Source organism: Plantactinospora endophytica (assembly GCF_016862915.1).
In the GTDB taxonomy this organism is placed as follows: domain Bacteria; phylum Actinomycetota; class Actinomycetes; order Mycobacteriales; family Micromonosporaceae; genus Plantactinospora; species Plantactinospora endophytica.
Genome location: NZ_BONW01000050.1, coordinates 57111 through 72791 on the forward strand (window position 1 = coordinate 57111; position 15681 = coordinate 72791).

General features: G+C 65.2%; 9 protein-coding genes and 2 pseudogenes. 8 read left to right on the forward strand and 3 right to left on the reverse strand.

Features of this window, described 5'->3' with window-relative positions; all coding sequences use genetic code 11:
• Positions 1 to 3 precede the first annotated feature (3 nt).
• The 3 genes and pseudogenes from Pen02_RS39625 to Pen02_RS39635 form a co-directional block, all read left to right on the forward strand.
• Positions 4 to 7113 carry a polymorphic toxin-type HINT domain-containing protein gene (locus tag Pen02_RS39625; RefSeq protein ID WP_203871356.1) on the forward strand — a complete coding sequence of 2370 codons (7110 nt, stop codon included), beginning with the start codon at positions 4 to 6 and terminating at the stop codon, positions 7111 to 7113.
• Positions 7110 to 7514 carry a CPCC family cysteine-rich protein gene (locus Pen02_RS43125; protein ID WP_203871357.1) on the forward strand — a complete coding sequence of 135 codons (405 nt, stop codon included), beginning with the start codon at positions 7110 to 7112 and terminating at the stop codon, positions 7512 to 7514. The genes Pen02_RS39625 and Pen02_RS43125 overlap by 4 nt, the downstream gene beginning before the upstream one ends.
• Before the next feature lie 273 nt (positions 7515 to 7787).
• A pseudogene (locus Pen02_RS39635) lies at positions 7788 to 7988 on the forward strand (transposase); the annotation flags it as partial.
• 111 nt (positions 7989 to 8099) lie between these two features.
• Here Pen02_RS39635 and Pen02_RS39640 read toward each other — a convergent pair.
• The 3 genes from Pen02_RS39640 to Pen02_RS39650 all read right to left on the reverse strand — a co-directional run bounded on the left by Pen02_RS39640 (position 8100) and on the right by Pen02_RS39650 (position 10715).
• On the reverse strand, positions 8100 to 9200 hold the full coding sequence (locus Pen02_RS39640) for a tetratricopeptide repeat protein (protein WP_203871358.1): 1101 nt from the start codon (positions 9198 to 9200) through the stop codon (positions 8100 to 8102).
• A complete protein-coding gene (locus Pen02_RS39645; RefSeq protein WP_203871359.1) occupies positions 9190 to 9945 on the reverse strand; it encodes a hypothetical protein in 756 nt (251 codons plus the stop codon). The genes Pen02_RS39640 and Pen02_RS39645 overlap by 11 nt, the downstream gene beginning before the upstream one ends.
• Before the next feature lie 539 nt (positions 9946 to 10484).
• Positions 10485 to 10715: a hypothetical protein gene (locus Pen02_RS39650; protein WP_203871360.1), complete on the reverse strand. Its 231-nt coding sequence runs from the start codon at positions 10713 to 10715 to the stop codon at positions 10485 to 10487.
• Between the two features lie 369 nt (positions 10716 to 11084).
• Here Pen02_RS39650 and Pen02_RS39655 point away from each other — a divergent pair, with 369 nt between their 5' ends.
• From Pen02_RS39655 to Pen02_RS39675, 5 genes and pseudogenes are all read left to right on the forward strand, one after another.
• Positions 11085 to 13160 (forward strand): GNAT family N-acetyltransferase, encoded by a 2076-nt coding sequence (locus Pen02_RS39655; protein WP_203871361.1) that lies wholly within the window; start codon positions 11085 to 11087, stop codon positions 13158 to 13160.
• Complete coding sequence (locus Pen02_RS39660) at positions 13157 to 13624, forward strand: ASCH domain-containing protein (protein ID WP_203871362.1); 468 nt, start codon at positions 13157 to 13159, stop codon at positions 13622 to 13624. Before Pen02_RS39655 ends, Pen02_RS39660 begins: the two co-directional genes overlap by 4 nt.
• A gap of 194 nt (positions 13625 to 13818) precedes the next feature.
• Positions 13819 to 14234: pseudogene (locus Pen02_RS39665) on the forward strand (DDE-type integrase/transposase/recombinase); the annotation flags it as partial.
• 470 nt (positions 14235 to 14704) lie between these two features.
• Positions 14705 to 15373: a hypothetical protein gene (locus tag Pen02_RS39670; protein ID WP_203871364.1), complete on the forward strand. Its 669-nt coding sequence runs from the start codon at positions 14705 to 14707 to the stop codon at positions 15371 to 15373.
• A 44-nt stretch (positions 15374 to 15417) separates the two neighbouring features.
• Positions 15418 to 15678, forward strand: a complete 261-nt coding sequence (locus Pen02_RS39675) for an Rv1352/Rv1906c domain-containing protein (RefSeq protein ID WP_203871365.1) — start codon at positions 15418 to 15420, stop codon at positions 15676 to 15678.
• The last annotated feature ends 3 nt before the right edge of the window (positions 15679 to 15681 follow it).

The window sequence follows — 15681 nt, forward strand, 5'->3', positions numbered from 1 at the left end:
CCCGTGTTCAAGCAGTCCCCACCCTGGCAGCGACTCACGCGGCAGACCGACGACGGCACGGCACGGCCCGCCGTGCCCGGCGCGGTGCCCACCGGCCACCCAGCCGTGAATGATGACCACGATCCCGCTGCTCACCGCCGCGCGGAGGCGGTATCCGAGGTGGCATCGGTCGGCGCCGCCCGGGCGGGTGTCGGCGCGAGGGGGAGGGCAAGTGCCAGGTTTCGTGCTCGGCTCGCGCGATCAGGGTGGGAGGCAGTCGTGAACGGTGCTTTGAGCCGGTGGTCCGGCGTGGCACAGGCGCTGCGACCGGCGCCCCGGTCCGCGCGTGTGCTGGTCGCCGGCGCGGTCACCGCCGTCACGGTGGCGAGTTTCCTGCACGTGCCGCCAGCTGCGGCAGCACCCCCCGACAGGTCTGCCCGGACGGCCGGCCAACCGGACATGGGGCCCCCGGCCCCGCCGGCGAAGGGCACGGCGTGGCCGTCGAAACGGGCCGCCAGCGCCGCGCTGCCCGCACCGGTGTGGCCCAAGCCTGGCACCGCCCGGGTGACCCTTCCCACCGCAAGCGGCCAGCGGGCGGCGGCCAGCGGTGGCGCGCAGGTGCCGGGGCTGCCGATACGGGTGGCCCCCACGCCGGCTAGCGGCTCGCTGTCCGAGGTGAGCGTGGAGATCCTCGACCGCACGACCGCGAAGGGATGGCGTGACGGGCTCCTCGTCCGGGTGAAGCCGGTCACGCCCGCGAACGCCACGCCAGTGCCGATGAAGGTGTCGATCGACTACGGAGGCTTCCGGTACGCCTACGGCGGCAACTGGGGGTCGCGGCTGCGACTGTGGCAGCTACCAACCGCGTGCGCGGAGCAGACACCGGGATCTGACGATTGCCGGCCGAAGCCGCTGGCGTCAGTGAACAACGCCGCCGGCGGCACGGTCACCGCCGACGTCGTCGCAGCTCCGGCCGGCGCGCTGGTGGCGTTGGCAGCCGCCCCGTCCGGGCCGGAGGGCGACTTCACCGCCACCCCGCTGGCGCCGTCGGCGACCTGGTCGTCGGGCGGAAACACGGGAGACTTCACCTGGTCGTATCCGATGCGTGTGCCGCCGTCGCTGGGCGGACCGACACCTAACCTCGCCCTGTCGTACTCGTCGTCAAGCACCGACGGCCGATCCAGCGCGGACAACAACCAACCCTCCTGGGTGGGCGAGGGCTTCGAGTACACCCCCGGCTTCATCGAGCGCAGCTACGTGCCCTGTATCGATGACATGACCGACGGCAACAACAGCGAGAAAACCGGCGACCTGTGCTGGCGGTCGGACAACGCCACCATGTCCCTCAACGGCAGCGGCACCGAGCTGATCTTCCAGGAAGGCAAAGGCTGGCACGCCCGCAACGAGAACGGCGCGAAGATCGAAAAGCTGCCGGGTGCGAGCAACGGAGCCCGGGGCGGCGAGCACTGGAGGGTGACCACCACCGACGGCGTCCAGTACTACTTCGGCCTCAACAACCTCGCCGGCCAGACATCGACGACGAACTCGACCTGGACGGTACCGGTCGCCGGCAACCACGACAACGAGGAATGCCACAGCGCTACCGGAGGCTTCGACGACTCGTTCTGCACCCAGGCGTGGCGGTGGAACCTCGACTACGTCATCGACCCCCGCGGGAACACCACGTCCTACTGGTACAACACGGAGACGAACTTCTACGCGAAGAACATGGGCGAGGGCGACAATGTCTCCTACATCCGGGGCGGAACGCTGAGGCAGATCGACTACGGCACCTGGGACCGGACCCTTCCCAACGGAACGACGAGCCGCTCGACCATCCCCACCGCCCGCGTGGTGTTCGAATCCGCCAACCGGTGCGAATCCGACTGCGGCGTCCACGACGCCACCAGTTGGAAGGACGTGCCGTGGGACCAGGACTGCGCCAGCGCCACCGCCGACTGCGACGACAACAACTCGCCGACGTTCTGGTCCACCAAGCGGCTGGAGAAGGTCACCACCCAGGTCTGGGACACCACCAAAACCCCTGCGGCGTTCCAGGACGTCGACTCCTGGACGCTCGACCACACCTACCCGCCCGTCGGTGACGGCAGTGAATACGCCGGCATGTGGTTGAACTCGATCACCCGAACCGGCCTCGTCGTCAACAGCGGTGCCACCGGACCCACGCCCCTGGCCCCAGTGTCGCTCCCGCCGGTGACGTTCGAGCCGACATCGATGCCGAACCGGGTCCTGACGGCCCACAACACCAGCAACAACCGCAACCGGATCGGGAACATCGTCACCGAGACCGGTGCGAAGATCCAAATCACCTACAAGCAGCCCGAATGCACGGCCGGAAACACTTCCGAGCCGCACATGAACACAAAACTGTGCTACCCCGTCATCGGCCCGAACCCGACTAACCCGACCGGGCCGGAGATCCGGGAGTGGTGGCACAAGTACGTCGTGGAAAAGATCTCCGAGTACGACGTGCGAATGATCGTCGACGACACCGACCACAGTGCCCCGGCCAAGCACACCCACTACACCTATCTAGAGGAGCCGGCCTGGCACTACGCGGACGACGACGGCCTCGTCAAGCCGAAACGCAAGACGTGGAGCCAGTTCCGCGGCTACAAGGCCGTGGAGACACGCGTCGGTGAAGCCCCCAGCCAGACCCTGACGGTGACGACGTACCTGCGTGGCATGCACGGCGACCGGGAAGCTCCGTCCGGCGGCACCCGCACGGTGCTCGTGCCCGCCAGTCTCGGCAACGAGACCGTGCAGGACGAGGACCAGTTCGCCGGCATGGTCCGGGAACAGGTCGTCTACAACGGCGTCGACACCAAGCCCGTCTCGAAGACCGTCAACGTTCCCTGGCGCTCACCAGCCCTGGCGTCCCGGACCATCAACGGCGACACCGTCACCGCCCGGTTCACCAACACGACCATCACCCACACCGCGACCGCCCTCGGCACCGACGGCCAGGCCGGCTGGCGCACCACACGCACCCAAGCCGCCTTCCACGACACCTACGGCACCCTCGAATCGCTGCGCGACGACGGCGACACCGCCAAGACCGGCGACGAGAAATGCACCACCCACCACTACAACCGCAACACCGGCAAGAACCTCACCAGCACGGTGAAGCAGACCACCGTGACAGCCCTGGCCTGTGGCACCAACCCGGCCAGCACGGCCGACATCATCAGCGACACCCGCAACTACTACGACGGCGCCACCAGCACCGACACCCCAACCACCACCGGCGCCATCACCAAGGTCGAAACACTCAAGGACTGGACCGCCACCACAGGCACGGCGTGGCAGACCACCGCCACGAGCACCTACGACGCCTTCGGACGCACCCTGACCGCCACTGACGTCCGCGAGAACGCCACCACAACCACCTACACCCCCGACACCGGACCAGTCACCAAGATCACCACCACCACCCGCGACCCGAACAACGGCCCGGCCTGGACCAGCAGCGTCGACACCCGCCCGTACTGGGGAACGCCGATCAAGACCACCGACCCCAACGGACGGGTCAACGAACTGGCATACGACCCACTCGGCCGCATCACCAAAGTCTGGAAAAACGGTTGGGACCGGGCAAACCGCGAAGGTAGCCCCTCCGTCGGATTCACCTACCACTACGCACCCGGGCGGGACGCCTACCCCTACACCGTCACAAGGACCCTGCACGCCGGCGGGAACTACCGCACCCTCTACGAGATCTTCGACGGCCTGCTCCGGCCCCGACAGACCCAGACCGAAGCGGTCGGCGGCGGCCGGATCGTCTCCGACACCCGCTACGACAAGGCCGGACGCCCGGAGATGACCTACGCCCCCCACCACGAACTCGGCACCGCCGAGGGCGGACTCTGGGGCAAAGCCGAGTGGCACGTACCCGCGGTAACGAAAACGGTATACGACGACGCCTCCCGACCCCTCGCCGCCATCTTCCTCACCTCCGGCAGCGACGACACCAGCCTCTTCGAGAAATGGCGGACCACCACCGTCCACACCGGTGACAGCACCCGCGTCACACCCCCGGACGGCGGCACCCCGACCACCATAGTCACCGACGCCCAAGGCCGTACCGTCGAACTACGCGAGCACACCACCACCCAAGGGGTCAACGGCCCGTACCAGGCCACCCGCTACACCTACAACGGCAAGGGACAACTCGTCACCGTCGCCGACCCCGACGACAACGAGTGGACCTACACCTTCGATGTCAAGGGCCGCCAGGTCCAGGCCAAAGACCCGGACAGCGGCGTCGTCACCTCCGACTACAACGACTACAACGACCTGACCAAGACCACCGACGCCCGCGGCGAGGTCCTCGCCTACAGCTACGACCTGCTCGGCCGCAAGACCGGCGTCTACGACGACACCGTCACCCCAGCGACCAAGCGCGCGGAGTGGAAGTACGACAAGCTGTCGAGCGGACCCACCGTCCGCGGACAGCTCACCGAGACGATCCGCTACGACCCACCGGGCTCCGCCAACGCATACAAGATGCAAATCCGGGCGATGAACGCCCGCTACCAGCCCACCAGCATCAACTACATCATCCCTGCGGCGGAAGCCGCAGGCCTGCAAGGCACCTGGACCTTCCTACCGTCGTACTCCCTGTACGACGGCACCCCGACCAGCAGCTCCCACCCCGCTGCAGGCGGACTCGGCGCCGAAGCCGTCACCACGGTCTACCACGAAACCACCGGACTGCCGGTCAAACTGGAATCCAACGCCATCGGCGTCAGCGGCTACGTCACCAACCAGCAGTACACACCCTTCGGCGAGCCGTACCGCACCACCCGCGCCAGCACCAACGCCGACCCGGTCGAAGACACCGTCACCTACGACGAGGCAACCCGCCGGATCAAGCGAATCGACGTCAAGTTCGGGGACGCTGCCGAGAACGACGTCCTCTCCAACCGCAGCTACGAACACGACCCCGCCGGCAACGTCACCTCCATCACCGAAAGCCCCTACGGCGGCCCCGTCGACATCCAATGCTTCCGCCACGACACCCTGCGGCGCCTCACCTCCGCGTGGACTCCGAAGACCAGCGTGAACTGTGAGACCGACCCCACCGTGCCCAACCTCGGCGGACCGGCCCCCTACTGGCACGACTGGACGTTCGACAAAGTCGGGAACCGACTCACCGAAACCACCCACGCCGCCGGCGGGAACACCACCCGCACCTACGCCGTCCCCACCGGCGGTAAGGACGTCGCCCGGCCACACGCCGTCACCTCCGTCACCACCCAAGCCCCCGGCCAACCCGCAGTCGTCACCAACTACAGCTACGACGCCGCAGGGAACACCACCTGCCGACCCACCAGCAGCACCGCCAACACCTGCCCACCAGGCGCAAACTCCCAACACCTCGCCTGGGACGCCGAAAACCGACTCACCAGCATCTCCGGCGACGCCCCCACCGCCGGCAGCAACATCTACGACGCCGACGGCAACCGACTCCTCCGCCGCGACGCCACCGGCACCACCCTCTACCTCCCCAACCAGGAAGTACGGACCGAAGGCGCCACCACTACTGCCACTCGCTACTACACCTTCGCCGGCAAACTCATCGCCTCCCGCACCTCCACCGCACTGAACTGGACGTACACCGACCACCACGGCACCCAACACACCACCATCAACGCCGCCAGCGAAGCGATCACCACCCGCCGCCAAACCCCCTACGGCACCCCCCGCGGCACGGCACCGATCTGGCCGAACCAGAAGGGCTTCGTCGGCGGCGACACCGACCCCAGCGGACTCACCCACCTCGGCGCCCGCGAATACGACCCCGCAGTCGGCCGGTTCATCTCCGTCGACCCCATTCAAGACCTCACCGACCCACAGCAGTGGCACGGCTACGCCTACGGTCACAACAACCCGATCAACTTCAGCGACCCCAGCGGCCTCAGAGACTGCGACTTCGCCGACTGCAACCACGACGGCAGCAACAAGTACCCCACCAACCCGGGCACACCCGAATACGGGGGAGGCGCACCCGGCGGCGGACGACTCGACCCCGAAGACGTACCCACCTACAACCCGCCACCACCCCCGCCCACCATCCACGGATACACCGTGCCCAAAGGCGGCCCAGACCTCGCCGAACTCGCACGCCTTGTCGATGGTCACAAACGGTATAGCCCCGAACTCGAACCGATGCACATCGCGGGAATCATCTACGACCTGTGCTACCCAATGCAGTGGGGCGGCGCCAAGATCAAATGCAGCATGGAATTCATGATGGCGGTTGCCGCTACTTCTTCAGTAACAGACCCGGTCGCCCGAAGGGCGGCAATAGAAGCTGAGGCAGGCAGCGCGTACGCCGGTCCCAAGGGCATCCTCGGAGGCAAGGGCCCACGTCCGAGCGGGTGCGGGCTGCGCAGCTTCGCCGGCAACACGCACGTCCTCATGGCAGACGGCACCCGCAAGCCCATCGAGGACGTTCGAGTCGGAGATCAAGTCCTCGCAACTGACCCAGAGACTGGCGAGCAGGGCCCACGTACCGTCACGGCCCTGTGGGTACACGAGGACCAACTCGTGGACCTGCGACTTACCGACGGCACAGGAGTCTCTACTACCGAAGACCATCCCTTCTGGAACCAGAGTGATCGGCAGTGGCAAGAGGCCCAAGAGCTCGACCATGGTGACCTCTTGCTCGGTGTCGATGGGGCTCGGCTGCCGGTCGGCGGTCTTCTAGCCGCGACAGCCTCTCGTGGAACGGCCTACAACCTCACCATCGCGGACATCCACACGTATTATGTGCTTGCCGGCAATACCCCGGTCCTCGTACACAACGTCGGTTGCGGCGCTGAAAAATGGACGAGCCAGGGGAACCTCGATGCCCACTTCGCTCGGCATGGTGAAGAAATGAAATTTACCAGTCAGGCGGAGTATCGCTATGCGGCAGAGGATCTGATGTGTGTATGCGGCGGTCGCAGGGAAGGTGTGCTGATCAAGCGTGATGGGAACACGAGATACTTCCTGGATCCGGCATCTGGAGAGTTCGGAGTCGCGAGCGAGAAGGGAATCGTGACTTACTACAGGCCGGAAAACCCGATGGCGCACTTCAACAATCAGCCTGGAGCCTTGATTCCATGACCTCGCCTCCTGATCGATCACCATGCCCGTGCTGCGGCCACCTTGTACACGATGACCAGCCCGGATCGTCACTCGTCTGTCCCGTCTGCTTCTGGGAAGATGACGCGGTCCAACTCCGATGGCCGCTATACGAAGGCGGAGCGAATAGGTTCTCTCTTGTCGAAGCTCAGGGGATATATCAAGCGTTGCGGGTCAGCCACACGCGTTTTGCAAACAATGTTCGCGTGCCGAAAGTAGGTGAGCCACTAGACGAGGGCTTCCGGCCGATAGACCTCGCCGTTGACAGCTTTGAAGAGGTGGCGGTGCAGGAGAATCCTTGGCCTGATGACCGCAGTGTTCTCTATTGGTGGCGGCCGACATTCTGGCGGCGCTCTAGAAACGATCGGGCGAGTAACCCTTGATGGAGTGGCGCCAATACTTTTTGTGTTGGTTCCACTCCGTTGTGTGCTGACGGTTGTGGTTTTGTGAGTAGATTGCTGTCACGGTTGCTGTCAACGCATACCACGTATATTCATTGTATGAATTAATGATGTTTGCGAGATCGTCCGATGGTGCAGCGCGTAGCTCGCGACATCTGTCTCGATGGCAGCCAGCGTGCCGCCGTCACCTCAGAGGTAGCAGGCAGGTCAGGGCAGGCCGTTGATCACCAGCCACCGGCGGATGGGCCGGCGGTCGTCGACTCGACAGACTTACCCCACCTGCACACGTTCACCCGCGGCCTCGGCCTCGATTGCGACGCCGTCAACGCCGCCCTGACCCATCCCTTTCACAACGGCGGCACCGAAGGCGTGAACACCAAGACCAAACTGATCAAGCGGCAAATGTACGGACGCGCCGGCTTCGCCCTCCTACGACACCGCATCCTGCTCGGCTAACCAACACCCACCGTCGCCACCGAATGTGCGACAGAGCCGAAATCGACACATTCCCCGCCCGCTCGTCGCCGCGTTCGCGGAGCGGCTGGTCATTGCCGCGACGTACTGGCTTCAGTCTCTTAAGGCTCCCTGGTTGTGTAGCACTTGGGCGAGGTTGCCCCGGGTGGTCAGGGTATCGGGATGTTCAGTGCCGAGCACCCGCGTCTGGACCATGAGTATCGCCCGGTATTCGGCTTCAGCTTCCGCATGGCCGCCCTGGTCGACCAGCACATGAGCGAGTCGCTGACGAGTGGTCAGAGTATCGGGGTGTTCGGTTCCGAGCACGCGTGCCTGTACCTTGAGTACAGCACGGTACTGGGCTGCAGCCTCCGCGAGCAGTTCCTCCCCACGAGGGCGCGCATGGGAAGGGTCATAGACAACATTGTGACGGAAGTGCCACCTAGATAGTTGCCCTACAACGCCAGAAACGTCCTTTCCGGGCAACTCTGCTATCTGCCGCAGGAGGGCGAAAGCGTTCTCCGTACTCATCTTCCAATAATCGTGTAAGAGGGCATCCCAAGAGCGGTCATGCATGAATCGCGTGGATGGCTGAAGCCACAGCAAGTCCAAGCTGCGACGCCACGGATCAGGGACGACTTCGGAGCTCTCTGCATTGAAGCGCTTATTCCAGAGAAGGCGTAGCTCCGAGTCTCGTGGCGTAGCCTTCAAATCAAATGCATGGCCTGGCATGTGCAGCTCCGGAATGCCAAGTGATGGCGGTGAAGGGAGTTTGTCAAGCAGCTCCTCAATCTCTTGCCCGAGTCTTTTGAGACGGTCGAGGAGATCCTGTGAGGCCGACGGTTGCGGCAATAATAGCCGGCCATGCTCCGCTGAAGTTGCCGCGCTCTCACCAGTGATCGCACTTCCGCCAACAGGTTCCGTCAGTTCGTCTACGGCCGCGACGAAGACACTCTTGCCGGACAAGTTCGGTGACGCCGGAAGCCCTGGTCGGATGCCGGCGGGGTCACTTCCAAGCAATGTTTCCTTTGGGCGACCGTCGTCGGCGCGGACGGGCTGCACGGTGACCTGCTTCTGGTCATCCGTAATCTCGCGCACCTTGCGTAGAGTTTGAGGCGTCGCGCCATGCTTGCGCAGGAGCCGGGCGAACGCGGTGGAGACTTGACCTGAGCTAAGTGGTGGCAGGCGTTTGCCTGGTCGTGCGTCAGCGCTCATGGGCTCCCCACCATCCTGGCGGCGGCGGACCGAGAATGTCCAAGGTCGTGGCCAGATCGTCTAACGCGTTTCGTGTCTCGTCACTGGTCAAGTCTTGCTCCTTGAAGGGGCCTGTGACAAGGATGCAGCCGTTAGGTCGCCCGTCAGGTGCGAACGTCGGGCTTGCCACAATGCCCTCTGGCTGTGCTGACCGTCGTAGCTGCCCCCAGTCCAGCCCGAATCGGTCGTCAACGCTGCGTTCCTCCCACGCCTCCCGGCCTTGGTGCGTCGCATCGCGAACGAACCTGCGCCACTCCTTAGCGACGATCTCCTGGCCGCTAAACGCGGTGCCTGCGATTCCGAAGCCGGGACGGAAGGCGCGTTGTGTGTCTGTGATGCCTGCACCTGCCTGGATGGCACCGACTCTGACTAGGCGCCGTCGGTGCAGCACGCCACGGCGGTGGTAGTAGTGCACGCCGACTTCGTCCCATGACACACCCGTGGACAGGACCATCGTTGAGATCATGGCGCTCAGAGCCGCGCGTATGTCGTTGTCGTAGTCCTGGATGCGGCCAGCTTGCACGGCGTAGTTCACCGACAGCACAGCGTCGTAGCAGATGTACGAGGCCAGCACGAGGACGCTGGCCCACTGCAGGGGAACCTGCCCTCCCCAGAAGCGCTCGGAGGGAAGAGAGAGCTGAGCAAGTGTCACGACCCCGCCAGCGGCGGCCATGACTGCAGCGCGGGCGAGACGTAGGGCGATCACCCAACGATTGTGACCGATGGCCACCAGCACAGGTAGGAGCGGCTTGTGGACGCAGCTGTTGACTGTTGCTGCGCGGACTCGGCGGGCTCCTGTCCCGGCTGCGGCACAGCTGACGTCGATTCTCTCCTCGCCGGGTTGTCTCCGTCGAGGACGAGGCGTGCGGTGGCTTCGGCCGCTGTCCGTTGTGACTCGGGTAGGAGGCTGGTGTAGGTGTCGTGTGAGGTAGCCGGGTGGATCGGCGGCCCCGTCGGGGCCAGCGAACACGTAGCCGCTGTCGTGGCACACCTTCCCGGCTTTGGCCCGTGCGGCACGCCGCTGGTGTTGCTACTCGCGGGTGCTGGCGCAGCACCCCGCACGGTGTGCTGGTCCAGGGCCACGGTCCGGCGGCTGGACGCCGATTTCGGTGGCCCTTCGTGTACGTCGTAGCCGGCGGTGGTCCGCTGCCGCACCATCGACAGTTTACCTTCGTGCAGGTCGACCTCGGTCCAGCGCAGGCCGGCGGCTCCACCCCTGCATAGGCCGCGTAGGGCGATCAGCCACTACAGAGCGAACAGCTTGTCGTCACGGACGTAGTCGAGGAAGCCGGCCAACTGGGTGGGTGTCCAGACCGCGACGTGGGCTGCTGCCCGGTGGCTTGTCAACTCGGCGCCGCGGGCCTCGGTCCACACCAGGGCCTGCGGGCGTGGACAGGCGGGTAGTTCCACCCACCGGGCCGGTTGGTTCGGGTCGATCGTTGCCAGCTTAAGCGCCGACGAGGCTGGTTTGAGCATAAATGCGCAGTATTCGTTGACTAGAAATGGTAGGTAGCGGCAGGGGGTCCGACAGTTTCTTGAACGAGATCAGACGAACTGACAGAGTGTCGATCATGGAATGGCGTGCGATATTACGACGGGCTGCCAAGGTCAGATTCGGCCAGGTAGGCAATCTCTGCTGAGCGAGCGGTGTCGGTATCGGGGTAGTTCGCGTCAGGGCGCACGCTCCCGCCGCGCTCGGTTCTGTCGATAATCCGACTGCTCCACCGTCTGTCGCACATATATCCGGCTTGCTTGCCAGGTGGGCCAGCGTGCCGCAGGGCCGACTAGGCAAGCGTGAACATTTGGGGTCTTCACCGACTTCTCTCCGTCCGGCAGACTCCGGTCATGCCTCTCGATCAAGAAGCGCCGTCGTCCTCGACAATCCGCTTGGCGTTGGCGGCAGGTGATGACGCTTCCGGAATCATGGCGGCGGTCGAGTTGGGTAACAAGGCTCGCGCGACCTTGGGTCACATGCCGTACGCCGGTTACCGAGACGCGGCGAAGAAGGGGACTCTGCTCCTGGCCTACGCGGACGAGCAGATCGTCGGGTATGCGCTGTATGGCCTGACCCGTCGGCGTGTGAGGTTGACGCATCTATGCGTCGATCCACAGTGGCACGGCCACGGCATCGCGCGCCTGCTGGTCGACTGGATCAGCGATCAACACGGCGACTATCCCGGGATATTGGCCAAGTGTCGCGACAGCTACGACCTTGGCGACATGTGGATCAAGCTTCGGTTTACTCCGTTGTCCCAGCGGCCAGGACGCAGTAAAGCCCGTCACCTGTTGACAAGTTGGTGGCGTGATCACGGGCAGCCGAACCTGTTCACCCGCGACGACGACAGCGTACTGGCGCGCGCCGCAGTCGACCTGAACGTCCTTCGAGACCTGGCCGACGAGGAGCGATCCGACGCCGTCGAATCCAGAGCGCTGGTAGGGGACCAGTTCGCGGACCGTCTGGAGCTGGTGCGGACGGGCGCACTCGATTCGGAAGTCAACAGTATGGAAGGGCCCTTGCGTGCCCACTGCATCACTGCCGCCCAATCGTTCACCCCGCCACCTCGAGTGGACCACGCACAGCTGAAGCAGGTGCGAGCCGACCTGCTGTCTGCGGTGCACCTCGTTAACCCCGGATATCCCCACACGGATCAGGACCGGTACGACCTCGAGCACGTCTGCGAGGCAATCGCGCTGGGTCTCAAGCTATTCGTCACCCGAGACGAGTCCCTCACCGGCATCCTCGGCCCACCCGCGCAGCGCCACCACGGACTCCGAATCCTGCGTCCGCTGGAGGTCATCACCCATATCGACGAGTTGGCCCGCGCGGAGGCGTATCAGCCGGCTGCCCTGCTTGGCACCCGCTATCGGCGCCAACTGCTCGGCATCGACGCCGGAGACGATCTGGTTGGACTGGTCAACCCGGCGGCGGGCGAGCGACGACGGGATCTACGCAACACCAATCGCGGGCTGGCTCTGGCAGGGTGCGACCGCGTCGGGATCTATGATCCCGACGGGCGGCTGGTAGCCGTCATCGCGGCCCGGCGCGAGAACGGCGCCCTGACCGTGCCGTTGGCGCGGGTAGCGAACATCGGCTTGGCCGACACGCTCGCCCGCCAACTGCTGTTCCAACTTCGGCAACAGGCACGTGAGGCCGGAAGCCCAATCCTCAAGATCACAGACCGATACGTGTCTCCAGCGCTGCGGCTCGCGGCGTTGCAGGACGGCTTCAACCAACACGACGAGCAGCTCTATGCGTTCGTGATCGACGTCTGCGGACCAGCCAAACAGGTTGAGCACCAGGCTGTCACCGCAGCGCGGCGGGTCGGCGTGCCCGAGCCGGCGCCGTTAAGATCAGACATGCCCGCTGTCGCCGCTGCCGAATTGGAGCGGATCTGGTGGCCGGTCAAGATCGCTGACAGCGCCCTGCCAACCTATCTGATCCCGATCCGGCAGGCGTACTCGGCTGATCTACTCGGCGTCCCCGGCGGCCTACTCCCTCGCCACGATAACCTTGGCCTGGCACTCGAACACGTCTACTACCGCAGCCCGCGCGGCACCCGGCCACGTCACCCCGCTCGGCTTTTGTGGTACATGAGCCGCAGTGGACCTGCCACCGCTTACCCTGCCGCCGTCATCGCCTGTTCACAACTGGACTTGGCGGAGATCGGGACGCCAGAGGACTTCCACGCCCGGTTCCAGCACCTCGGCGTATGGGGCGAACACCAGCTCCACAGCGTTGCCCACAACGGGCAGGTGCAAGCCTTGCGGTTCACCAACACCGAGCTGCTGACCCACATACCCCTGCAACGGCTGGCGGTACTGGCTGCGGCCCATCAGCAGCGAGGAGTACCACCTCTAGGACCACTACGGATACCGCCCGGGCTGTTTGCCGCGCTCTATCAGGAAGGCCGCCGACAGTGAGCACCTCCAGGACTCTGCTGCTGTCCCTCCGTCCCCGCTTCGCCGACGCCATCCTGTCCGGCACGAAGACGGTGGAGCTGCGACGACGGCCCGTCAACGCCCACTCAGAAACCCCGATCATCCTCTACGCCAGCAGCCCCACCATGGCTATCGTGGGCACCGCCCGCCTACGCGACGTCCAGACGCTCGATCCGTCGGAGGCATGGCGGCAGTACCAGGCCTGCCTCGGCCTCAGCCGCCTCGAGTTCGATGCCTACCTTGATGGCAACGACCGAGCCCACCTACTCCGGCTACACCGCGTCTGCACCCTCGACGAGCCACTACCCCTACGCCGACTCCGCGAAGAAGGTCGATTCCAACCCCCGCAAAGCTTCCGCTACCTCGCCGAATCCGACCCACACACCCTACGCACCCTGATCCCCGCAACCACTGCCAGGAGGGTCAACGTTGCGCCCCGTCAGTAGGCCACTGTGGCGTCACCCCGCCGAAGGTACTTGCCCCGAGCGGGAGGCACGCCGCAGTACCTAGCAGATCGCGCGGCTCTGTTGCGTTGCCGGTCGAGGGCCTGGGGCAGTGTTGAGGTATAGAGCAATCGGGCCAGCGTCCTGCGTGGATGCCGCCAAGGTCGGCGTTCGCCGGGTTCCGGTTTCCGGCTGAGGTGTACCGGGTCGTCGACCAGCATGGGCAGGTCATCGACGTCCTCGTGTCGCCTCGCCGGGACGCCGCTGCGGCTCGACGGTTCTTCCGGCGGGCGCTGCGGATGCTGAAGGTGACACCCGCCGAGGTGGTCACCGATGGTGCCCCGATCTACCCGGCGGTCCTGGACGACCTCGTCCCGTCAGCCTGGCACCACGTCGAGCGGTACGCCAACAACCCGATCGAGGCCGACCACAGCCAGCTCAAGCACCGGTTACGGCGATGCGTGGGTTGCGGACCGACCGGACCGCACAAGTGATCATCGCCGGACATGCGTTCACGCAGAACGTGCGACGCGGACACTACGAACTCGGACACGAAGCACCACCGGCGCTACGCCTCGCCGCAGCGTTCACCGAACTATCCCGAGCGATCTGATTCCGAACCGGCATACGAGGTTCGACGTGTCTACCGACTCGAGAACGCAACAGCCCCGCCGGGTCCAATGCGGTCAAGTGAGTCCGGCTACCAGTTTCCGCGTCCGACGTTCGTAAGGTCGACGTCAGACCGATCCCTCCGTCCAGGTGATGATCGTCGATTAGCGCCGGTCACGGGGGCGGCAGAGAGGAATCGGCGGTGGGCGCGCCGTGCTCGGTCGTCGACGGTCGTGTGTGGGGAGCCGGGTCGGCCGATCGGGCGACGGAGGCGTTCCAGCGGTATCGACGGGTGCGCCCAGCCAAGGCGGCCGTCGGCTAGTTTGACGAATGGACCTGCCGCAAAGGACCGCCTGGGTCCCCGATTGACCCTGCGCGACTGGCTGCGATGACCGTCGCTTACAGCCTCCGTCCGACAATCCGTGCCCAGTCAGCCGAGGGTTGCGGCTCGGTGACGGTCAGTATCGTTCCATCATGTTCAACCCTCCCCAAATCGCTCTCAATCGCATTAAGCAATACACACGTCGTAGCGCCAGGGTCGGCCTTGTCGGGCTTGCAGCGATTGCCGCGACAGCGACGATCACCATCGTCACCGCCGACGCGAGCGACAAGCCGGAAGACGCGCCACCGGCGGCCCACGGGAAACCGTGTACGACGGTGGCCGAGACGGGACGGACGGCGAACGGGACGGTGGTGCGTTGCCGGCCCGTCGGCAACACCTTGAAGTGGTGGGCGGAGGGCATCTCCACCGCCACCCAGCAGCCGTCGCCGCCTGACCGTGATCACGACGGCATCAGCGACGAGCGTGACGAGTTCCCCGACGACCCGCACAACACGCCGCGTCGCCTCATCAGGCTCACCTGCTCGGTCGGCGAGGACAACCGCGGCTTCGACGTCGAGATCCTCCCCGGCAAGGGCGCCGACTTCACGGCGGTCTGGGCAGCGAAGCCGGTCAGCTGCGAACGGGCACCGTCATTCCGGACAGCGACCTGGAGCGGAAGGCCCTCAAGACACTCGGCTCCGACGAACCGGACATCGGCATTCTGTACACCATCTGCGGAGAGGTCGACCCGGACGACCCGTACGCTGATGCGGGCTTCACACCGAGCACGGCACAGATCACGGAAATCACGGGCGCATTGACGCTGTGTCCGACGCACCCGCAGGCGAAGAAGTGGCGCCAGGCGGTGAAACGCGGCCAGGCCGACGCGAAGCTGGAGGCCGAGGGAAGGATCTTCGCCGACGGCACCTACCTCGTGCGGAAGGAGATCAAGCCAGGAAGATACGTGACAACGGACGTCGAGGGCTGCTACTGGGAGCGGCAGGATCGGTCCGGCGAGATCATCGACAACAACTTCACACTCAGCGCACGCCGAGTTCAGGTGACGATCAAGCCCTCAGACTACGGCTTCATGTCCGAGAACTGCGGCCAGTGGCGCCCTGCCTAACGC